We start from the raw sequence: 21645 nt of genomic DNA, 5'->3' as shown, positions 1-21645 counted from the left end.
AAATGGTTAACTTAGGAAATGATTGGGATAATTTACTAAAAGAAGAGTTTGAAAAAGATTACTACGTAAAATTGAGAGAGTTCTTAATTGAAGAATATAAAAGTAAGATTATATATCCAAATATGTACAATATATTCGAAGCATTAAAACATACATCTTATAAGGATACAAAGGTATTAATTTTAGGACAGGATCCATACCATGGAGAAAATCAGGCTCATGGATTGGCTTTTTCTGTACAACCAGGAGTTAAGACTCCACCATCTTTATTAAATATGTACAAAGAATTGAAGGATGATTTGGGATGTTTTATACCTAACAATGGTTATTTAATTCCTTGGTCAGATCAAGGGGTTTTATTATTAAATACAGCTCTTACAGTTAGAGCTGGAGAGGCAAATTCTCATCAAAATAAAGGTTGGGAAATATTTACTGATGAAATAATAAAGAAATTGAATGAAAGAGAAGAGCCTGTAATTTTTGTATTATGGGGAGGAAATGCTAGAAAGAAAAAAGTTTTTATCGACAGTAATAGACACTATATTTTAGAAGCTCCTCACCCAAGTCCATTATCTGCTCATAGAGGATTCTTTGGTTGTAAACATTTTTCTAAAATAAATGACATACTTATAAGGTTAGGGAAAAATCCTATCGATTGGCAAATACCAAATATATAAAATAATATGTTTTTTTGTAACACCTTATCCAAAAAAGTAATATCTTATATTGAGGTAAGGTGTTAATTATGAAGGTTAATATATTAAATAGTAAAAAAATTAGTGAAATGGTAAAAAATAATGAGTTTAAGTTAATAATTGATTTAAGAGAAGAAGAACTTTACTTAGCAGGACATTTACCAGAGGCAGTTAATATTTCTACAGATGAAATAAATGACAACTTAGAACATATTAGAAGTATTACAAATGAAGGTATATTGCTATATTGTGCTAATGGAAATCAAAGCATAACAGTGGGCAAAGTTCTTCTACTAGATGGGTTTAATAATGTGTATAGTCTTGCTAATGGAATAAAAAATTACAAATATAAACTATATAAATAATTTTAAACAAAAGGTAACATTTTTGTTAATTGTTGAACTTTGATGAAAGAGTGCTTAAATAGTTGAAAAAACTAGGTAGGCACTTTTTAAGTTTTTTGTCAAGTTGACAGGTGATGAAAAATAGTTTACAATTTAGTTACAAAATGACTTTGGAAAATGATTTAAAGTTAAATAAAACTTAGGAGGAGATAGTTTGAGTTATCTAAATAGAAAAGTAAAATCTATTATGTTATCGGGACTATTATCTATGGGGATTGTAACAGCAAATTATGTTGCCTTTAATAAAGAGGTTGTTTTAGTAGTTGATGGACAAGAAATTGAAGTGAATTCATTTCAACCAAATGTACAAGGTGTACTAGAAGAAAATGAAATAGATTATGACAAAAACGATATAATTAGCCAAGACTTGGATACTTCTTTGAAGAATGGAATGAAGATAGAAGTTAAACAGGTTGAAAAAAAGACTATTACTGAAACAGAAGACATACCTTATAATACAGTTATAAAAAAAGATAATTCTTTATTAAAAGGTAAAACAGAGGTATCACAAAAAGGGAAAGAAGGTACGAAAGAGCTTATATACGAAGTTATACACCAAAATGGTAAATTAGTAAGTAAAACCTTAGTAGAAGAAAATACAATAGAAAAATCTAAGGATAAGATAATTAAAAAGGGTACAAAAGAAAAGAAAGAAGCTAAAAGTGCTAGCAAAAATGCAAGTAGTGCGAAAAGTAGTTTAGGGAAGAAGGTAACAGTGTCAGCAACAGCTTACAGTGGACATACTATAACAGCCACAGGTACAGTTCCTAAATGGGGAACTATAGCAGTAGATCCAACTGTCATACCATATGGAACAAAGGTATATATACCTCAATTTGATAAGTATTTTATAGCTGAAGACTGTGGTGGAGGAATCAAAGGTAATAAAATCGATATATTTATGAATAGTGAATCCCAGTGTAATAACTGGGGTAAAAGAACAATAGATATATATATTGTTCAATAGATAAAAACCTTAAGGTGGACAACCATCTTAAGGTTTTTTTATATTTTTTTATGCCATAAATTTAAAGTTATAAGTTTAGTAATAGTATATTTAATAATTAAAAATATTAAATATACTATTACTAACTATAGGACTTAAATTGAATGATTAAAAGGTTTTCAGGATTGATACTCAAAAAAGTATGTTTACTTATACTTAATTTTAAATAAAATAATATAAACATAATTAAAATATATTTGAATATTTATTGAAAAATAGAGGGTTTTAAAATAAAAAAAGTTCTTGCAATTTTATAAAAATATTTATATAATTTGATTCGTAAGTTTAATAAAACTAAATTATAAAATTAGAAATAATAATCAATTGGTTAATGTGATCTGCATTGAAAGGAGGGGAGAAAATATGATTATTGAAAAGAATAGTGTGAGATTGAGTGAAGATAATACACCTTTGTTACAAGGACTGAAAGATTATTCTAACAGACATATAGCGTGCTTTGATGTTCCTGGTCATGTTAAAAATAAAGGAGTCAAGATATTAAATGATTTTTTAGGAGACGACGTAATGAAAATGGATATAAATTCGTCTCCATATATGGATAATGTATCTAAACCCAATGGAATTATAAAAAAATCACAAGATCTATTAGCACAAGCCTATGAATGTGATAAAGCCTTTTTTGTAACAAACGGAACTACACAAGCGATTCAAACTATGATTTTAAGTGTAATAAATCCTAATGATAAAATACTTTTACCTAGGAATATACATAAGTCAGTTATTAATGCGTTGATACTTAGTGGAGGTAAACCTGTATATATTCAACCTGAATTTGATGAAGAATTAGGTATAAGTTTAAATGTAAGTTATTTAAGTGTTAAAAATGAATTGGAAAAGAATAATGATATAAAAGCTATATTTTTATTAAACCCAACATATTATGGAGCTTGTTGTGAATTAGAAAAAATAATTAGCTTATGTAAAAGCTATTCAGTACTAGTATTAGTAGATGAAGCTCATGGAGCACATTTTCCATTTCATGATGATCTACCACCTTCAGCAATGAAGTTAAAAGCAGATATGGCAGCAGTTAGTATGCATAAAACAGGAGGTGCATTAACTCAAGCATCTGTGTTATTAGTGAATGAAGAAAATATCCATGGAGAGAAAGTTAGTCAAACTTTAAATATGTTACAATCTACATCTGCATCGTACTTATTAATGTCAAGCATTGATGGAGCTAGATATAATTTAGTTAATAAGGGCAGGTTGCAATTATCTAAAGCTTTGAATATTTCTCAATATGCTAAATATAAAATTAATAAAATACCAGGAATAAAGGTTATTAGCCACAAAAGTTGCAACAGAGAAGGAATGTACCTTCTTGATGAAACAAAACTTTGCATAAACGTTAAAAATTTAAATATAACTGGATTTAAAGTATATGATATCTTGTATCAAGAATTTGATATACAGCTAGAGCTAGGAGATTTGTATAATATTTTAGCTCTCATATCCTTAGGAACTACTAAGGGAGATGTGGATAGACTTATAAAGGCCTTAGATATAATTTCTAAGATGCACAAAAAAGAAACTATATTAAAGAGCGCTTCTATGAAGCAAATAAATCCTATTGTAAAGATGAATCCACGAGATGCATACTATAGCGAAAAGGAAAGCTTGGATCTTGCAAATTCTACAAATAGAATTTGTGGAGAAAATATTATGGCATATCCACCAGGTATTCCTATAATATCACCAGGAGAAATAATAACTAGAGAAATTATAGACTATATAAAAGTTCTTAAAAGTAGTAATGCTCACTTAACAGATATGCTAGATAAAGAACTAAATACAATTTTGGTAATAAAAGAAAAATAGAGCAAAGGAAGTGAACAATATGAAATTTGAAACATTAGGTCGTCATATATTAGTAGAATATTATAACTGCAATGAGGAAATGTTATCAAATCCAAAACTTATAGAAGAGTATATGAACAACTCGGCATTAAATGCAAAAGCAACAATAGTTGATTCAGTTTTCCACCATTTTAATCCATGGGGTGTATCAGGTGCAGTTATAATAGCTGAATCGCACTTAACAATACATACATGGCCAGAGTATGGATATGCAGCAGCAGATTTCTTTACATGTGGAGATATAGATCCGTGGAAAAGTTTTGAATTATTAGAAGAATTACTAGAAGCTGAAAGAAGTGAATCAACAGAAATACCAAGAGGGTTAACAAGTAAAATACAAAAATTTGCAAAAAAAGATTTAGGCAAAATTAGCCATAAGCCTGAGGCTATATAAGCAAATTAATACCTAAATATAAAATAAAAATATAAAATAAAAATCGAAATAATATTTTAACATAAAAATAAAAATTATACAAATACAGATATATAGATAAAATAGATAGTTATAAAATAACAAAGTGGAGGCGAAATTATGGAATTTTGGTATACAGAAGAGTGGACAGAAAATGTACGTTTCTCCATAAAAGTTGATAAACAACTTTTCAGTGGACAGTCAAATTTTCAAAGGGTAGATGTTTTTGAAAGTGAAGAATATGGGAAATTCTTAACATTAGATGGATTAATGATGGTAACTTATAAAGATGAGTTTATTTATCATGATATGATAGTTCATACTCCAATGGCAACTAATATGAATATTAAAAATGTATTAGTTATAGGTGGTGGAGATGGTGGAACAGTAAGAGAGCTTACTAGATATCCTCAAATTGAAAACATAGATATGGTTGAAATAGACAAAATGGTAGTAGATGTATCTAGAGAGTTTATAGATATTTGTGCATGTAAATTAGACGATGAAAGAGTTAACTTATATTATGAAGATGGAGTTGCTTTTGTAAAAAACTCTAAAGATCAAACTTATGATTTAATAATAGTTGACTCGACTGATCCAATAGGGCCAGGAGAAGGATTATTCTCAGTTGATTTTTATAATGATTGTTATAGAATATTGTCTGATGAAGGAATTCTTGTAAATCAAAATGAAAGTCCTTATTTTGACTTTAATGCAAGAGAAATGAAAAGAGCTTATGAAAAAATAAATAATTTATTCCCTATAGCTAAAGTCTATCAAGCGCATATTCCAACATACCCATCTGGACATTGGTTATTTGGATTTGCATCGAAAAAATATGATCCTATAAAAGACCAAGAAAGAGATAAATGGGAAGCTTTAGAATTAAAAACTAAGTATTACAATAGCGATATTCATGTGGGAGCTTTTATGTTACCTCAATATGTAAAGGATATGCTAAATGAAAAATAATAGATTTTATAATATTGGTCAGTTTATGGAAATGGAATGTGATTATGAAGAGTCAGATGTAATAGTATTTGGTGCTGGATTTGATGGAACTACTTCTAATAGACCGGGAACTAGATTTGCAAGTAGTGCCATGAGAGGGGAATTTTATGGACTTGAAACATATAGTCCACTATTGGGGTTGGATTTACAAGACTTTAATATATGTGATATGGGTGATTTAGAGTTAAGTATAGGTGACACTGATAAAGTGTTAAATGAAATATATGAAGGTACAAAAGAAATACTTAATGATGAAAAATTTCCATTTATGATAGGAGGAGAACATTTAGTTATCCTTCCTGCATTTCAAGCAATTAGCGAAAAATATAATGATGTATATGTACTTCATTTTGATGCTCATACAGATTTACGAGAAGAGTACAATAATAACAAAAATTCTCATGCAACAGTAATAAAAAGAATTTGGGATATAACAGGTGATGGGAAAATATTTCAATTTGGAATAAGATCTGGTACAAGAGAAGAGTTTGATTTTGCTTTAAGAGAAAGACACACGTATATGGAAACTCATACCATAGATACTTTTTGGAAGATAGTATCCACATTAGGCGGTAAAAATGTTTATTTAACAATAGATTTGGATGTATTAGATCCATCCATATTCCCAGGAACAGGTACACCAGAACCTGGAGGGATAACATATAGAATGTTTGAACAAATATTTAAAATACTAAAAAATTCAAATATAAATTTAGTGGGTTGCGACATAGTAGAACTTAGTCCTGATTATGATAGAAGTAACGTATCTACGATTGTAGCATGCAAAATACTAAGAGAATTATCTTTAGTTGCCTCACATAATTTAATAAAAAATCGTGAAAAAAAAGAAAAAAATAAACTTATATAAGGAGAGAAAAATGACGAGACATTTATTTACATCAGAATCAGTTACAGAGGGACATCCAGATAAAATATGTGATCAAATATCAGATGCCATATTAGATGAACTTTTAAAACAGGACCCTCTATCAAGGGTTGCTTGTGAAACTACTGTTACGACAGGCCTTGTATTGGTAGCAGGAGAAATAAGCACAAATGCATATGTTGATATACCTAAAGTTGTAAGAGAAACAATAAGAGAAATAGGATATGATAGAGCGAAATATGGATTTGATTGTGATACTTGCGGTGTGTTAACAGCCATAGATGAACAATCATCAGATATTGCCATGGGAGTAGATGAATCTTTAGAAAATAGAACAAGTGAACAAGGTGAAGATGAAATTGAAGCTATAGGAGCAGGGGATCAAGGTATAATGTTTGGTTTTGCATGTAACGAAACAGAAGAATTAATGCCACTACCTATATCTTTAGCTCATAAATTATCAAGAAAATTAACAGAAGTTAGAAAAAACGAAATTTTAGATTTCTTAAGACCTGATGGTAAAACTCAGGTAACTGTAGAATATGAAGGAAATACTCCTCTTAGAGTTCACACTATACTTATATCTACTCAACATAGCGAAGATGTGGAATCTGAAATAATAAGAGAAAATTTAATAGAAAAAGTAATAAAAGAAGTAATACCATGTAATTTATTAGATGAAGAAACTAAAATATATATAAATCCAACGGGAAGATTTGTTATAGGTGGACCTCAAGGTGATACAGGCCTTACAGGAAGAAAAATAATAATAGATACTTATGGTGGATATTCAAGACATGGTGGAGGAGCATTCTCAGGAAAAGATGCAACTAAAGTTGATAGATCGGCTGCTTATGCTGCAAGATATGTGGCGAAAAATATAGTTGCAGCAGGACTTGCTGATAAATGTGAAATAGAACTAGCTTATGCTATAGGTGTGGCAAGACCACTATCTATATTTGTTTATACTTTTGGAACTGGTAAAGTTAGCAATGAAGTTTTAGTTGAACTTATAAATAAGCATTTTGATTTAAGACCAGGTGCAATAATTAGAGATTTAGAACTTAGAAAGCCTGTATTTAAAAATACAGCAGCATACGGACATTTTGGAAGAACTGACCTAGGTGTTGCTTGGGAGAAAATTGATAAAGCAGAAATACTTAGATTGGAAGCTTTAAATAGATAAATAGAAAGGAGCGAATTAACTATTGTATAGATAATTCGTTCTTTTTATTTCTATTAATATGACTTCATACAAAATATGAAAATAAGGTATAATAAATTATAATTAAGAGATATTTATGTAATATTAAAAATTAATTACATAAATTATCTTTTAAAATTATAAAAGATAATTTATAATAATATTTATTTAAAAATCAAGGAGAATGTACATATGAAAGATTTTGCCATGAGAACAAGTCTTATTGTTGGAGACGAAGGAATAGATAAATTAGAAAAATCAAATGTTATAGTATTTGGAGTAGGTGGAGTAGGAAGCTTTGCTACAGAGGCTTTAGTTCGTGCTGGAATTGGAAATATAACTATAGTAGACTTTGACGATGTGGATGTTACAAATATAAACAGGCAACTACCAGCTCTACATTCAACAGTAGGAAAATTAAAAGTAGATGTAATGAAAGAAAGATTACTAGATATTAATCCGGATTTAAATATAAGAGCTGTAGCTAAAAAATATAATAAAGAAACTACAGATGAAATACTAATAGAAAATTATGATTATGTAGTGGATGCAATAGATATGGTTACATCTAAAATTTTATTAGTAGAAGAATGTAACAAAAAAGGATTAAAGCTAATATCTTCTATGGGAATGGGAAATAAATTAGACCCAACAAAAATAGTAGTTACGGATATACATAAAACTCATACTTGTCCCCTTGCGAAAGTAATGAGAAAAGAATTAAAAGATAGAAGAATTAAAAAACTTAAAGTGGTTTACTCTGAAGAACAGCCACAAGAGCTAAAGAAAAAAATAATGAATGGAAGAAAGGTTACCCCAGGAAGTACTTCATTTGTACCGTCTGTAGGAGGACTAATAATTGCTTCAGTTGTTGTAAATGATTTAATTAATAAATAATATATTAAAGGCCCTTTTAGGGGCTTTTTTTAATGTATAATATTTTTTATGATGAAAGAGGATTTTAAGCAAGAGAGTTGCCTGAAGTAATGACAAAGGTATCTCGTTGGCGCAATGAGCAAGCAAAATGTGTTAGTAGTAGATGATGAAAAGAAGCTTTGAAGATTATAGATAGTGAAGAAATACACTTAGTAATAATAGATATAATGATGCCTAATATGGACGGTATTGAAGCAACTATGAAAATAAGAAAAGAAAAAAATATTCCAATAATAATGTTAACAGCCAAATCTAAATACAGTGATAAAATTCTAGGTTTAAACATAGGTGCAGATGATTATATCACAAAACCATTTTATCCATTGGAATTAATAGCTAGAGTTAAATCTCAGCTTATAAGATATATAAATTTAGGTAACTTTAAAAATGAAGAAGATGTTGAAATAATATTTAAAAATATTAGTAAATATTATATAGATGTCAATGTTAATACAATTGGGAAAAGATTTGTTCAAGGAGATAAATCAAGAAATATAGAAGGTCATGGCTTAGGTTTGAGCATAATAAAAAGTCTAGTAAATATTCAAGGAGGAAAAGTAGAACTTTATATTCAATGAGACTTGTTTAAGCTTCCTTTAAAATTTTCTATCATATAAAATAAAGAAGTTACATTTTGAAATGTAGCTTCTTTATTTTGTTATTATTTATAATTTTTAGTGCTAAAAATCTTGTAGCCATTGCTATAAAATATTAAATCACCATTAACGTCAGTACGGATGGCTTTAGCGCCGTATTTTTCTAAAGTATCTAAGGTTGACTTATGAGGGTGACCATATTGGTTTTTGTAACCGCAAGATATTGCTGCAATAGAAGGGCTGGCCTCCTTTACAAAGTTATCAGTAGAAGAAGAACTACTTCCGTGGTGAGCAACCTTTAAAAAATCAACATCTTCAAGTTCAAATGAATTAGTCATTTCAATTTCGTTAGTTTCTTCGCAGTCGCCTGTAAATAAAAAATCCATGTTCTTATATTCTAAATTAAATACAATAGAATTTTGATTGTTATTATCCTGTATATAAGAAGGACTAAGTACATTTAGAATCGTAGTATTGTTTATTTTTATGGAATCACCTTTACTTAAATGATTGAGATTAAGTTTTTTATTTTGGCAAGCTTTTACAAGATCATAATAATGAGAAGAATCATCTTTTTGATTCGGTGTATAAACTTTTTTTACATCGAAATTATTAATAATTTCGTCTAAGCTGCCAATGTGGTCCTTGTCTAAGTGAGTGGCTATAACTATGTCTAAATTATTTATTTTATTCAATTTTAAATAAGTTTTTATGATTTTATAAGTATTATCATCTCCGCCATCGACTAATATGTTTTGATTTTCGGGAGTTTTTATTAAAATACAATCTCCTTGTCCTACGTCTATAATATGTACAGATAGAAATTCTTTATATCTATCGCAACCACAACATAAAATAAGAAGTAAGACTATAATCATACATTTAATTTTCTTAATCAAAAATAAATCCTCCAAATAATTACTCTTCATATTTTATTCACAATTATTAATTAAAATAGGAGTTATTATACGTTTAAAAAATAAAAAAATAAAATTTTTTGTTTACGTTGGATAAAAGTGATATTATATACAATGAATAAAATTAAAAAATTATTTGAATTCAAATAAAAATGTTTATATATGCATTGTTAGGGTATTATATATATTAAATTCAATTTTGAGCGAAAATATTTAATAATGAAATACAAATGTAAAATTACTATTTAACATAGAATTTATAGCAATAAATTAGGAGGAAATTATGATTTTTAAAGATATAAATATGGAATGTAGAGAAATGCTTAATCCATATTTCGATTTAGTAGATTATGAAGCATGTGAATATTGTTTCAATACATTATATATGTGGCAACATTTATATAAAACTGGTTACTATATAGGAGATGGATTTGCTGTAATAGTTGCAGAATATGAAGGAAATACATTTTCAATATTACCGTTAGCTAAAAAAGAAGATATGCCAAGAGTTATACAATTTGTTGTTGATTACTTTGAAAAAGAGCAAAAGAAGATATATTTTAGAGGGATAACACAGGAAGTAGTAGACTTCTTAAAGGAAAATTACCCAGGAAAATTCAATTATATTGAAGAGAGAGATCTATTCGATTATGTTTATGATGGGGAAAGCATGAGAGAATTAAAGGGTAGAAAGAACGTAAAAAAAAGAAATCATATAAATTACTTCAAAAAAGAATATGAAGGAAGATACGAATATAGATTACTTGATGAAAAAGATTTTGATGCTTGTTTAGAACTAGTACAAGAATGGACTAGCAACAAAGAAGAAAATGATGCTGTAGATGAAGAGATGGAAGAAGAGCTTATTGGAATTAAGAAACTATTTGAAAACTACAGTATTTTAAAAGATAAACTTAAAATAGCTGGAATATTTATAGACGGGAAATTAGAAGCTTTTACAATGGGAGAGTATATTAATCCTAATATGGCCTTAATTCATATAGAAAAAGCTAATCCAATCATAAGAGGATTATATCCATTTATAAATCAACAATTTTTAGTTAATGAGTTTAGTGATGCAGAATTTATAAATAGAGAAGAAGATTTAGGAATAGAAGGACTTAGAAAGGCTAAGCTTTCTTATCACCCCGTTAGATTTGTAGAAAAGTATACTGTTAGAGAGGTATAAGATTTATGAAGATTAGGTTTGCTAGGGAATGTGATCAAAATAATATAATGGAAATTTGGAACTATTGTTTTAATGATGGACCTAAATTTACAGATTATTATTTTAATAATAAATATAAAAATTATAACACAATAGTAGTTGAGGAAGAGACAAATATAGTCTCTTCTCTTCAATTAAATCAATATAAGATAAAATTGAATGATAAAGAATATGAGACGTCTTATGTTGTAGGAGTATCCACCTTGCCAGAAGCTAGGGGTAGGGGCTATATGAAACATATTATGGATTTTACTTTAAATGAGTTATACAAAAAAGAACAGCTTATATCAATATTGATGCCAATAGATTATAGATTGTATAGAAAATATGGATACGAGCATTGTTATGATCAAATAGAGTATGAAATTAATATAGAAGATTTAGGTGGATTTAAATCTTCGGGCAGTTTAATAAAGGCTAATTCAGATCATATTAATGAAATGATAAATATAGAAAAATCTTTCTTAGAAAATTTAAATGGAAGAGTAATAAGGGATGAAGATTACTATGAAAATTTGTTTAAAGAAATAGAAAGTGAAGATGGACATATTTATATTCATAAAAATGAGGAAAGTGATGGATATATAATATATTTTATAAATGGAGACGATATTTTTGTTAGAGAGTTATATTATAAAAATATGAATGCCCTTAAGGGAATGTTGCGATTTATATACAATCACAATACTCAATGTAAAAAAGTAAATATAACATCGCCTTTAGATGATAAGATAAGATTTGCTTTATCAAATCCTAGAACTGTTAATATGAAATTAAAACCTTTTATGATGGGAAGAGTTATTAATTTAAAAAAATATTTAGAAAGCTTATATATAGAAGGCAACGATAAATCAAGTATAATTATTTCTATTAAGGATAATTATATAAAGGAAAATAATAAAATATTTAAAATTAGCTTAGAAAATAACAAGTTGACTTTGGAAGATGGAAATTTTGATTATGATGTAGAGTTTGATATTAACACTATATCTCAACTAGCGTTTTCTTATATAAATGGAAAAGAAGCCTATTTATTAAATAACTTAGAAGAAAATAAAGAAGTTATAAAATTTTTAAATTTGATTTTTGTTAAAAAAGAAAATTATATAAATGAATATGTGTAAAAAGACAGCGAAAGGCTGTCTTTTTTTAGGTGAAAATTTAATCTTTTGAAAAAAAGTATTAAGAACTTGTGTTATAAAATTATATTTTGTATATAGAATATAAAACAACAGTTGAAAAAAATAATAAAAAGGACTACTATTATGAATATTTATAAAATCCTGAAAAATATCGAGGTAAGCGCGTAAGCTTTACTAATCCAAGTGGAGGATTATTTACATGGGTTAAATTACCGGAGAAATTAAATGCACAAGAACTTATGGAAAAATGTGTAGAAAATAATGTTGCTTATGTTCCGGGAGGGTTTTTATTTCCAAGTGGAAATAAGGAAAATTACTTTAGATTAAATTATTCTAGCTGTAAAGAGGATGAAATAATTGAAGGAATAAAAAGACTAGGAATAGTTTTAAATGAAGCAGTAAGTGAAACTGTTGAAGTTTAGAAAAGAAGCGTATCTTCACAGAAGAAGATATGCTTCTTTTCTAATTGATTGATTTAAACAACGTAGTTGCTTGGAATTTCATGGCATCAATACAATAGATTAAATTAAGCAAATTTTTTATTTAAGAGAGCAGTATAATATGTTTGAAAAAATTTAAGATGATGATAATAAAAATAAATAAAAAGAATTATGGAGGAAAAATGAGAAGGCCAATATTAATATTATTTATATTTTTGTTGTTCATATCTTTTATTTATACAAATAACAAATCCTTAGATGAAATGGCGGATAAAGAAAAAATAACTATAGAAGGTGTGATAAAGGACAAAATTGAAAAAGATAAATATGATCAATATAAAATAGAAAAATACTTAGTAAATGATTACAGTAAAAAGCTAGACATAAAAATAGGTAAAATAGTTGAAATAAATGGAAGTATTAAAAGTTTAGATGAAATGAACTTTGATGATTTTAATTATGGCAGATATGTAAAAAGTATGGGATTTAAAGGTATTATAACTGTAAGATATTATAAAATACAAGGAGATAGTAAATTCTATACTTTTATAGGTAATACAAAAGCTTACTTGAGAGATACATTTAGATATCTATATAAAGATAAATCTGATTTTATTAATTCTTTAATCTTAGGTCAAAAGGAAAACTTGAGTAAAGAAGAAAAAGATATGTTTTCAAAAACTGGTACTAGTCATGTAATAGCTATATCTGGACTTCATACAGGCATACTATGTACCATGATAGCAATAATTATAAAAGGGATTAATAAATTTTATAAACTTATAATTTTAACTATTGTAATGATCTTATACAGTATAATGATTGGATTTTCACCATCTATAAGTAGATCCATAGTTTTTGTTGTAATTATGTATCTGGCTATATTCTTGGAAGAAAAAAGAGATGGAGTATGCACACTATCTTTGATAGGTGTATTTTTGATTGTAAATAATCCTTATATAATTTATAATACATCTTTTCAATTATCTTTTTTAGCCACTTTATCTATTATATATTTTTATAAAATAATAAATAAGTATTTAAAAATAAGTATTATATCCATAAGTTTAAGCGCTAATATATTAACTTTGCCAATTATATATTATGTGTTCGAAGGAATACCGGTATTATTTCTTATTGGGAATATTATTGTTGTTCCTGTAATTGGTATAATAATGAATTTAAGTATAATTAGTGTAATTTTATTTAGATTTAGTATTTTAATATCAAAAATTTTAGCATATTTAAGCAAAAGCATTATTATTATGGTATATTATTTATTAGACAAACTCGCAGGGAATAAATTAGCATATATTGAAATTAACAATCCTAAATTATTTTATGTAACTTTTTATTACATTTTAATTTTTTCGTATATGATATATAGAGAGTTAAAAATTATGAAGGAGCAAGAAAATGGATTACAAGGATATTATAAGGAATATTAAAAATAAAAACTTTGAAAATATATATCTTTTATATGGTAGAGAATATTACTTAATTGATAATGCTATAAAAAACTTTAAGGAAAGTCTTAATGAGTCTATGATTGATTTCAATTTAGATGTAATAGACGGTAAAGAAGTTTTTTCAGATCAATTGTTAAGTTCTATAGAGACTCTACCTTTTATGGATGATAAAAAAATTACCATAGTAAAGGATTTTGAACTATTAAAAGGAAAAAGAAAGAATTTTTCTGAGAGTGATGAAAAATTCTTTATAGATTATTTAGATAATATATCAGAAAGTACAGTTTTAGTATTTGTCGTGTACGGAGAAGTGGACAAAAGAAAGAAGATAGTAAAAAAAATACAAGAAAAAGGTGTTGTATTTAACTGTGATAAAATTTCTGATATGGATTTATTTAAATGGACAAAAAGAAAGTTTGAAAGTTTTGGGGTAATAATAGAAAACACGCAAGTTATGTATTTTATTGAATCTCAAGGATATAGGGATAAAAATAGTGAAAAGACTCTCTCAGATTTGGAAAATGAAATAATTAAAATTAGCTCCTTTGTAGGTGAAGAAAATAAAGTAAGTAATGAGATTATAGATAGATTATCTCAAAAGAAAATAGAAAATGATATTTTCAAGCTTATAGATTATATGGGCGAGAAGAATTCTTCATCTGCCATAAAAATATTAAATGATATGATTAGTGAAGGAGAATCTGTTCTTGGAATATTTGCTATGATAAGCAGACAATTTAAAATTGTTCTACAGGTTAGAAGTCTGCAAATTGATGGAACGTCTGTAAATGAAATTTGTGAAAAATTAAGTTTGAGACAATTTGTTGTTAATAAAGCCTTAAAACAAAGTCGTAACTTCTCAGATGATATTATAATAGATATGTTAAACTTTATATTAGAAAATGATTTTAAAATTAAAAATGGATTAATAAGAGATACTTTGGCTATAGAAATACTAGTGAGTAAATACTGCCAAAGAAATATTAGTTAAGAGTCTTAGTTAAAATGCTAAGACTTTTTTATTTGTGGGCAGAAGTAGTAAAATAATGTTAAAATAAACGCAATAAAAAACCCTTGATAAAATCAAGGGTTTAAATTTATAAAAATTAAACTGTTATTATGCGTTCATTGCGTTTAATTTTTGAGCTAATTTAGCAACTTTTCTAGCTGCAGCGTTTTTGTGTATTGTTCCTTTAGATGCTACTTGGTATATTCTCTTTTGAGCATATTGGAATCTAGCTGTAGCTTCTTCAACATTACCTGCAGTAACAGCTTCATCGAATCTTCTTATAGCAGTTTTTACTTGAGATTTTCTAGCTTTGTTTAAAGCAGTTTTCTTATCGATAACTTTTATTCTCTTTTTAGCTGATTTTATGTTTGCCACGAAAAACACCTCCTCGTAAATATAATTATTCTCATCGTCAACATATTAGATTTTAACAGAAATAAATATAAAAATCAAGAGTTAATATTTATTAGTTAAATATAATTTGCTAACTGTTTTTTTTGTGCATGACTTACTTTATCACATATAAAAATATTTCACAATAATAGATTTATTTATTCATAAAAGTAATAAAAAATGATAAATAATGTTTAAAATGTTAACACATGTCAATAATCAATAATATCATTTTATTGAGTACTGGAGGAAACTATGATAAAAATTAGAACTGACCTAGCTCTAGAAGCAAGAGAGATAATAGAAGAAAGCGGTAATAGTAGTGAAATACCAGGAGTTAAAACAATAAACAAACAACTTGATGACTGTATAGTTACAAAAGTTGAAGTATTAAATGAGCAAGGTTCTCAAATAATGAATAAAGGAATTGGAACATACGTAACATTAGAAAGTAAATTGATGAAATATGATGACGATGAATCTAGAGAACAAATAATAAATTATTTAACTGATGAACTTAAAGATATTTTTGGTTTAGATGAACAAAAGAAGACTTTAGTAATTGGACTTGGTAACTGGAATATAACATCTGATGCACTAGGCCCAAAATCAGTATCAAAAACTCTTGTAACACGTCATATATTTAAAAATTACAATAAGGATTATGATGACGATTTTACAGAGGTTGCTGCATTGAGCCCAGGGGTTATGGGTATTACTGGAATAGAAACTAGTGAAACTGTTAAAGCAATAGTAGATACTATTAAACCAGATAGAGTAGTTGCCATAGATGCCCTTGCTTCAAGAAAAATGGATAGGGTAAATTCTACTATACAAATATCTACAGCTGGAATATCTCCAGGTGGAGGAGTTGGTAATAAAAGAAAGGCTCTAAATAAAGAATATTTGGGAGTAGATGTTATAGCTATAGGTGTGCCAACGGTAGTAGATGCAGCTACTTTAACTAGTGATGTACTAGACGTGGCAATCGATAATTTAATGGAACAATCTAGCAAAGGTGAAGTATTTTATAAAATGCTTCAAAAATTACAGGAAGAAGAAAAATATCAACTAATTAAAGACTCTCTAGATCCTTATGATAAAAATTTAATTGTTACTCCTAAGGATATAGATGAAACTATAGAAAATTTATCAATAATAATTAGTGAAGGATTAAATAGATCTCTTCATCCAGGGAGAACTTCGTAATAAGGAGGAATTTTAATGATTAAAAATAAAATAAAAGCTATAAAAATTGGATTTTTAATAGTTTGTATTTTGCCTACTATTTCTCAAGCATTAGATAAAGAAGATATATTAAAATATTTGGTGAAGTCATCTTATCCTGAAGTAAAAGTTATAGACAAAGAAGATAAGGATAACAAAGAAGATGAGGATAACTCAAAATCTACAGATAATATAAAAAGCAATACAAATAATATAGATGGCAAAGAATATGTTAATGTTTACGTTGGTGAAGAAAATAAGCCAGAACAAAAAGAGACGAAAGAATCAAAAGAAACTAGTAATATTATTGATTCAAATTATACTAATGATATAAGGGTAACAAAGGACAAGCCACAAATGCTTATCTATCATACTCATAGTAGTGAAACTTATTCTGATTCACCAAAGAATAACTATCATTCAACAGATATAGAACATTCAGTTATGTCTGTAGGAAGTATTTTATCTACAGAGTTGTCAGAAAAGGGATGGGGTGTAGTTCATACTACTAAGTATAATGACTTGTCTTACAACGATGCTTATGCAACGAGTGCTAAGACAATGAAGTCTATTCTATCTAAGTATAATTCTATTAAAGTAAGTATAGATTTACATAGAGATGGGCAAAGTGTAAGTACTGCACAGGCGAAAAAGGCAGTACACGATAAATATACAACTAAAATAAATGGAGAAACTGTTGCAAAGTTTTTCTTGGTAGTTGGTCAAAGAAATCAAAATGTGGGAGAATTAAAAAAACAGGCAGAAGAAATTACAGCTTTAGCTGAAAAGAAATATCCAGGATTAGTTTCTCCAGTAGTTCCAAAACAATATGGTAGATTTAATCAATATATGGCAGACAATGGATTATTAATAGAAATAGGTAATAATGCAACAAGTACAAAAGAAGCTCAGGCTACATGCAAATATTTAGCAGAAATACTCGATGAGTATTATTCTGATATAAAATAATTAGGGTAAAAATTATGAGCCGTTTAGAAAAATCTAAAAAAGAAAAGTATTCTAAAAAGAAATATAAAACAATTTGTAGAATGATATTTATGTTTATGATGCTAGTAATTACTACTAGTAGCATACTAATAATAGATTATAGAATTAATGAGGTCTTAGACAACGATAGTAAAAATGATATTATAAAATATATAATGGATATATTTTAAACTATAACATTTAATTTTTATATGATATTAAAGAATACAAATTTCGAAAATAAACCAAAATATTAGAAAAAATAAGACTTGAAAAATAAGTCTTATTTTTTTGTTATATACTACTTATTTACATAAAAGCAGATATATTATAAAATAAAGTCTATGATAACAACTTATTAAGGAGGAATAAAGGTGGACAAACAAAATAGAACTAGAAATTTCAGTATAATTGCGCATATAGATCATGGTAAGTCTACCTTAGCTGATAGATTAATACAGTACACAGGTTTAGTAAGTGATAGAGAAATGAAAAGCCAGTTATTAGATAACATGGATTTAGAAAGAGAAAGAGGAATCACTATCAAACTGCAAAATGTAAGGTTAATATATAAGGCTAAGGACGGAAATGAATATTATTTAAATCTTATAGATACTCCGGGTCATGTGGACTTTAACTATGAGGTATCAAGAAGTTTAGTAGCATGTGAGGGGGCATTACTTGTAGTAGATGCCGCTCAAGGAGTGGAAGCACAGACTTTAGCGAATGTATATTTAGCGCTAGATCAAGATTTAGAAATATTACCAGTAATAAATAAAATAGACCTACCAAGTGCTAGACCAGACGAGGTCAAAGAAGAAATTGAAGATATAATAGGTCTTGATGCAAGTGAAGCGCCATTAATATCAGCAAAAAGTGGTTTAAATATACAAGACGTATTAGAAGATATAGTTGCAAATGTACCAGCGCCTACTGGAGATATAAACAAACCATTAAAAGCTTTAATATTTGATTCATACTATGATGCTTATAAGGGTGTTGTAGCCTATGTTAGAGTATTTGAAGGTGAAGTTAAAAAAGGTATGACTATAGAAATGATGAATACTAAGAAGAAATTCGAAGTAACAGAAGTTGGAGTTATGGCTCCAGGTGCAACAGAATTAGATAGTTTATCTGCTGGTGATGTTGGATATATTGCAGCAAGTATAAAAGATATAAGAAGTTGTCACGTAGGTGACACTATTACTGATGCTAACAATAAAACACAAGAACCTTTAGAAGGATATAAAAAAGCAACTCCAATGGTTTATTGTGGTATTTATCCAGGCGAAGGTGAAAAATACGAAAACGTAAGAGATTGCTTAGAAAAACTACAAGTTAATGATGCAGCGCTTGAGTTTGAATCAGAAACTTCTGCAGCCTTAGGATTTGGTTTTAGATGTGGATTCTTAGGATTATTACATCTTGAAATAATACAAGAGAGATTAGAAAGAGAATTTAATCTAAATTTAGTTACAACAGCTCCTTCTGTTATATATAGAGTTACTAAAAATGATGGAGAAGTTGTTATGGTTCAAAACCCTGCAAATTTACCAGAGGTTTCAGAAATAAGAATGATAGAAGAACCAATAGTAAAAGCTGATATCATAGCACCAAAAGATTTTGTTGGTATAGTTATGGAACTATGTCAAGAAAGACGTGGAACAATGTTACACATGGAATATATAGATGAGAAAAGAGTTATGCTTCATTATGATTTACCTCTAAATGAAGTTGTATACGATTTCTTTGATGCACTAAAATCTAGAACCAGAGGATATGGCTCTCTAGATTATGAGATGAAGGGATATGTTCCTTCTCAACTTGTAAAATTAGATATATTAATAAATAAAGAACAAGTTGATGCACTTAGCTTTATCGTTCATGAAAGTAAAGCATACTCGAGGGGTAAGGCAATGTGTGAAAAACTTAAAAATGAAATACCAAGACATCAATTTGCTGTTCCTATACAAGCAGCTGTTGGAAATAAAATAGTAGCTAGAGAAACAATAAGTGCTCTTAGAAAAGACGTACTTGCTAAATGTTACGGAGGAGATATATCTCGTAAGAAGAAACTTCTTGAAAAACAAAAAGAAGGTAAGAAACGTATGAGACAAATTGGTAGCGTGGAAGTACCACAAAAGGCATTTATGTCAGTTCTTAAATTAGATGAATAAATTGTATAAATAAAGAAGAAAAGGTGGTTAGTTATCTATCTTATATAATGGATATACTAACTGACTTTATATTTTGACTATGGAATGGTAGAAATTTACAAATTTTAACAAATTAATATTTGTAATTTATTGAAATATAATTAAAAATACTATACACTAGGGTATAAAGTTTGGAATATTGTGTAAATGGCGATTTGAAGAATAAAACTTATTATTAAGAAATTGAAATAAATACTTTTAGAATTCGATAATTTTTGATATAATTGACTAGTTGTTAGACAAGAAATGATAATAATCTAAATTTTATACTATTGTGTAAAACAAAAATGTACTTTGTATGAAACCTTAGTATATGAAAACAATCATATAATGACGATTAATTAGGGAGGGATGAACCATTATTATTATAGTATTGTGTATAGTCACTCTACTTATACTTGGTATAAGAGAACAACTTGCTCAAAAGAGAAATGTTAAAAAAATACCAATAAGAGTGAATATAAATGGGATAAGAGGAAAATCAACTGTCACAAGGCTAATAACTGGCATATTAACTGAGGCAGGGTATAAGACAGTAGGAAAAACAACTGGAACAGAAGCTAGAATGATTTACTGGTTCAAAGATGAAGAAGAACCTATAATAAGAAAACCTCAAGGTGCTAACATAGGTGAGCAATTAGAGGTATTACAGAAGTCGGCAGACTTAGGAGCAGAAGCTTTAGTATGTGAGTGTATGGCAGTAAACCCAGACTATCAAAAGGTATATCAATTTAGAATGTTGGAAGCTAACATTGTTTTAATAGTTAATGTACTTGAAGATCATATGGATGTATTAGGACCAACATTAAATGAAGTAGCGCAAGCATTTGCAGCAACTATACCATATAATGGATACTTAATTACTATACCAAGTCCTTATCTAGATTACTTTAAAGAAGTTGCTAAGGAGAGAAATAGTAAGGTAATAGTAGCTGATAATTCAAAAATAAGTAGTGAATTTTTATCTGAATTTGATTATATGGTATTCCCTGATAATGCATCTTTAGCTCTAGCTGTAGGAGAAGCTTTAGGTTTAGATAAAGAAGTATGTATGAGGGGGATGCTTAATGCTCATCCAGATCCAGGGGCAATGAGAGTTACTAAAATAGGAAAAGAATCTCTAAATTGTCATTTTGTAAATGGATTTGCAGCAAATGACCCACAGTCAACACTAAATATTTGGATAAAAATATGTGAAATGGACTATGATTCAGATGATCCAATAGTTATTATGAACTGTAGACAAGATAGAGTTGATAGAACCGAAATTTTTGTAAGAGATGTGTTTCCGAATATTAAAACTCATACACTTGTTGGTATAGGGGAGGTAACTGAGCCTGTTGCTACGGCATTTAAAAATGGAATGTTGCCAAATGTAAAAAATTATATTGATTTAGAAAATGCAACACCAGATGAAATATTAGAGGTTATAAATCCTTTAATGAAAAACAGAGTAATTTATGGTGTAGGAAATATACATGGTACGGGTGAACCATTTATAGAAAGACTTTTAAGTATGAGTCAAGATGAAACAATAACTGATTATAGTGAGAAGCAAAAAGCTGTAATCTAGAAAATTTAGGAGG

Annotated in this window: 21 protein-coding genes and 1 pseudogene; 20 read left to right on the top strand and 2 right to left on the bottom strand. The window is 28.0% G+C overall.

Going from position 1 to position 21645, the window contains the following annotated elements:
• The first annotated feature begins 2 nt into the window (after positions 1-2).
• The 10 genes and pseudogenes from K0039_RS05270 to K0039_RS22790 form a co-directional block, all read left to right on the top strand.
• Positions 3-677 (top strand): uracil-DNA glycosylase, encoded by a 675-nt coding sequence (locus K0039_RS05270; RefSeq protein WP_228103981.1) that lies wholly within the window; start codon positions 3-5, stop codon positions 675-677.
• A gap of 68 nt (positions 678-745) precedes the next feature.
• The gene (locus K0039_RS05265) at positions 746-1060 is read left to right on the top strand and encodes a rhodanese-like domain-containing protein (protein ID WP_228103980.1); all 315 of its coding nucleotides are present in this window, start codon (positions 746-748) and stop codon (positions 1058-1060) included.
• 193 nt (positions 1061-1253) lie between these two features.
• A complete protein-coding gene (locus tag K0039_RS05260) occupies positions 1254-2066 on the top strand; it encodes a resuscitation-promoting factor (RefSeq protein ID WP_228103979.1) in 813 nt (270 codons plus the stop codon).
• 402 nt (positions 2067-2468) lie between these two features.
• The gene (locus K0039_RS05255; protein WP_228103978.1) at positions 2469-3947 is read left to right on the top strand and encodes an aminotransferase class I/II-fold pyridoxal phosphate-dependent enzyme; all 1479 of its coding nucleotides are present in this window, start codon (positions 2469-2471) and stop codon (positions 3945-3947) included.
• 19 nt (positions 3948-3966) lie between these two features.
• Positions 3967-4380 carry an adenosylmethionine decarboxylase gene (speD, locus tag K0039_RS05250; protein WP_018591503.1) on the top strand — a complete coding sequence of 138 codons (414 nt, stop codon included), beginning with the start codon at positions 3967-3969 and terminating at the stop codon, positions 4378-4380.
• Between the two features lie 138 nt (positions 4381-4518).
• Complete coding sequence (speE, locus tag K0039_RS05245) at positions 4519-5370, top strand: polyamine aminopropyltransferase (RefSeq protein WP_228103977.1); 852 nt, start codon at positions 4519-4521, stop codon at positions 5368-5370.
• Positions 5360-6277 (top strand): agmatinase, encoded by a 918-nt coding sequence (speB, locus tag K0039_RS05240; protein WP_228103976.1) that lies wholly within the window; start codon positions 5360-5362, stop codon positions 6275-6277. The genes speE and speB overlap by 11 nt, the downstream gene beginning before the upstream one ends.
• Before the next feature lie 10 nt (positions 6278-6287).
• The gene (gene metK, locus K0039_RS05235; RefSeq protein WP_228103975.1) at positions 6288-7481 is read left to right on the top strand and encodes a methionine adenosyltransferase; all 1194 of its coding nucleotides are present in this window, start codon (positions 6288-6290) and stop codon (positions 7479-7481) included.
• A gap of 210 nt (positions 7482-7691) precedes the next feature.
• Positions 7692-8396, top strand: a complete 705-nt coding sequence (locus K0039_RS05230; RefSeq protein ID WP_228103974.1) for a tRNA threonylcarbamoyladenosine dehydratase — start codon at positions 7692-7694, stop codon at positions 8394-8396.
• Between the two features lie 152 nt (positions 8397-8548).
• Positions 8549-8836 (top strand): annotated as a pseudogene (locus tag K0039_RS22790) (response regulator transcription factor); the annotation flags it as partial.
• A 260-nt stretch (positions 8837-9096) separates the two neighbouring features.
• On the opposite strand, the gene K0039_RS05220 reads toward K0039_RS22790, so the two are convergent.
• Positions 9097-9930, bottom strand: coding sequence for a ComEC/Rec2 family competence protein (locus K0039_RS05220; protein ID WP_306665635.1), 834 nt, complete (start codon positions 9928-9930; stop codon positions 9097-9099).
• A 301-nt stretch (positions 9931-10231) separates the two neighbouring features.
• Between K0039_RS05220 and K0039_RS05215 the strand changes: the two genes are divergently transcribed.
• From K0039_RS05215 to holA, 5 genes are all read left to right on the top strand, one after another.
• Positions 10232-11137 carry a DUF2156 domain-containing protein gene (locus K0039_RS05215; protein WP_228103973.1) on the top strand — a complete coding sequence of 302 codons (906 nt, stop codon included), beginning with the start codon at positions 10232-10234 and terminating at the stop codon, positions 11135-11137.
• 5 nt (positions 11138-11142) lie between these two features.
• Positions 11143-12300: a GNAT family N-acetyltransferase gene (locus tag K0039_RS05210; RefSeq protein WP_228103972.1), complete on the top strand. Its 1158-nt coding sequence runs from the start codon at positions 11143-11145 to the stop codon at positions 12298-12300.
• Positions 12301-12557: 257 nt separating this feature from the next.
• Positions 12558-12740 carry a hypothetical protein gene (locus K0039_RS05205; RefSeq protein WP_228103971.1) on the top strand — a complete coding sequence of 61 codons (183 nt, stop codon included), beginning with the start codon at positions 12558-12560 and terminating at the stop codon, positions 12738-12740.
• Between the two features lie 200 nt (positions 12741-12940).
• Positions 12941-14206, top strand: a complete 1266-nt coding sequence (locus K0039_RS05200; protein ID WP_228103970.1) for a ComEC/Rec2 family competence protein — start codon at positions 12941-12943, stop codon at positions 14204-14206.
• Positions 14175-15218: a DNA polymerase III subunit delta gene (holA, locus tag K0039_RS05195; protein ID WP_228103969.1), complete on the top strand. Its 1044-nt coding sequence runs from the start codon at positions 14175-14177 to the stop codon at positions 15216-15218. The genes K0039_RS05200 and holA overlap by 32 nt, the downstream gene beginning before the upstream one ends.
• A gap of 126 nt (positions 15219-15344) precedes the next feature.
• Here holA and rpsT read toward each other — a convergent pair whose 3' ends face one another.
• On the bottom strand, positions 15345-15611 hold the full coding sequence (gene rpsT, locus K0039_RS05190; protein WP_228103968.1) for a 30S ribosomal protein S20: 267 nt from the start codon (positions 15609-15611) through the stop codon (positions 15345-15347).
• A gap of 273 nt (positions 15612-15884) precedes the next feature.
• Here rpsT and gpr point away from each other — a divergent pair, with 273 nt between their 5' ends.
• The 5 genes from gpr (at position 15885) to pgsB (ending at position 21632) form a co-directional block, all read left to right on the top strand.
• A complete protein-coding gene (gene gpr / locus K0039_RS05185; protein WP_228103967.1) occupies positions 15885-16838 on the top strand; it encodes a GPR endopeptidase in 954 nt (317 codons plus the stop codon).
• 15 nt (positions 16839-16853) lie between these two features.
• Positions 16854-17825, top strand: a complete 972-nt coding sequence (gene spoIIP, locus K0039_RS05180; protein WP_228103966.1) for a stage II sporulation protein P — start codon at positions 16854-16856, stop codon at positions 17823-17825.
• 14 nt (positions 17826-17839) lie between these two features.
• Positions 17840-18034, top strand: coding sequence for a hypothetical protein (locus K0039_RS05175; protein ID WP_228103965.1), 195 nt, complete (start codon positions 17840-17842; stop codon positions 18032-18034).
• A 183-nt stretch (positions 18035-18217) separates the two neighbouring features.
• Positions 18218-20020, top strand: a complete 1803-nt coding sequence (lepA, locus tag K0039_RS05170; RefSeq protein WP_331476690.1) for a translation elongation factor 4 — start codon at positions 18218-18220, stop codon at positions 20018-20020.
• A 412-nt stretch (positions 20021-20432) separates the two neighbouring features.
• Positions 20433-21632, top strand: a complete 1200-nt coding sequence (gene pgsB, locus K0039_RS05165) for a poly-gamma-glutamate synthase PgsB (protein ID WP_265589408.1) — start codon at positions 20433-20435, stop codon at positions 21630-21632.
• The last annotated feature ends 13 nt before the right edge of the window (positions 21633-21645 follow it).

This window comes from Terrisporobacter mayombei, assembly GCF_020748465.1.
GTDB classification, from domain to species: Bacteria; Bacillota; Clostridia; order Peptostreptococcales; family Peptostreptococcaceae; genus Terrisporobacter; species Terrisporobacter mayombei.
This window is presented reverse-complemented; position numbering and strand designations above follow the sequence as displayed.

Excerpts from the sequence above, each read along its gene's own strand:
- gpr (WP_228103967.1), top strand. The coding sequence starts at position 15,885 with ATGATAAAAATTAGAACTGACCTAGCTCTAGAAGCAAGAGAGATAATA.
- K0039_RS05270 (WP_228103981.1), top strand. The coding sequence starts at position 3 with ATGGTTAACTTAGGAAATGATTGGGATAATTTACTAAAAGAAGAGTTT.
- holA (WP_228103969.1), top strand. The coding sequence starts at position 14,175 with ATGGATTACAAGGATATTATAAGGAATATTAAAAATAAAAACTTTGAA.
- K0039_RS05265 (WP_228103980.1), top strand. The coding sequence starts at position 746 with ATGAAGGTTAATATATTAAATAGTAAAAAAATTAGTGAAATGGTAAAA.
- K0039_RS05255 (WP_228103978.1), top strand. The coding sequence starts at position 2,469 with ATGATTATTGAAAAGAATAGTGTGAGATTGAGTGAAGATAATACACCT.
- metK (WP_228103975.1), top strand. The coding sequence starts at position 6,288 with ATGACGAGACATTTATTTACATCAGAATCAGTTACAGAGGGACATCCA.
- K0039_RS05215 (WP_228103973.1), top strand. The coding sequence starts at position 10,232 with ATGATTTTTAAAGATATAAATATGGAATGTAGAGAAATGCTTAATCCA.
- spoIIP (WP_228103966.1), top strand. The coding sequence starts at position 16,854 with ATGATTAAAAATAAAATAAAAGCTATAAAAATTGGATTTTTAATAGTT.
- K0039_RS05230 (WP_228103974.1), top strand. The coding sequence starts at position 7,692 with ATGAAAGATTTTGCCATGAGAACAAGTCTTATTGTTGGAGACGAAGGA.
- K0039_RS05205 (WP_228103971.1), top strand. The coding sequence starts at position 12,558 with ATGGAAAAATGTGTAGAAAATAATGTTGCTTATGTTCCGGGAGGGTTT.
- K0039_RS05200 (WP_228103970.1), top strand. The coding sequence starts at position 12,941 with ATGAGAAGGCCAATATTAATATTATTTATATTTTTGTTGTTCATATCT.
- speD (WP_018591503.1), top strand. The coding sequence starts at position 3,967 with ATGAAATTTGAAACATTAGGTCGTCATATATTAGTAGAATATTATAAC.
- speB (WP_228103976.1), top strand. The coding sequence starts at position 5,360 with ATGAAAAATAATAGATTTTATAATATTGGTCAGTTTATGGAAATGGAA.
- K0039_RS05210 (WP_228103972.1), top strand. The coding sequence starts at position 11,143 with ATGAAGATTAGGTTTGCTAGGGAATGTGATCAAAATAATATAATGGAA.
- K0039_RS05175 (WP_228103965.1), top strand. The coding sequence starts at position 17,840 with ATGAGCCGTTTAGAAAAATCTAAAAAAGAAAAGTATTCTAAAAAGAAA.
- speE (WP_228103977.1), top strand. The coding sequence starts at position 4,519 with ATGGAATTTTGGTATACAGAAGAGTGGACAGAAAATGTACGTTTCTCC.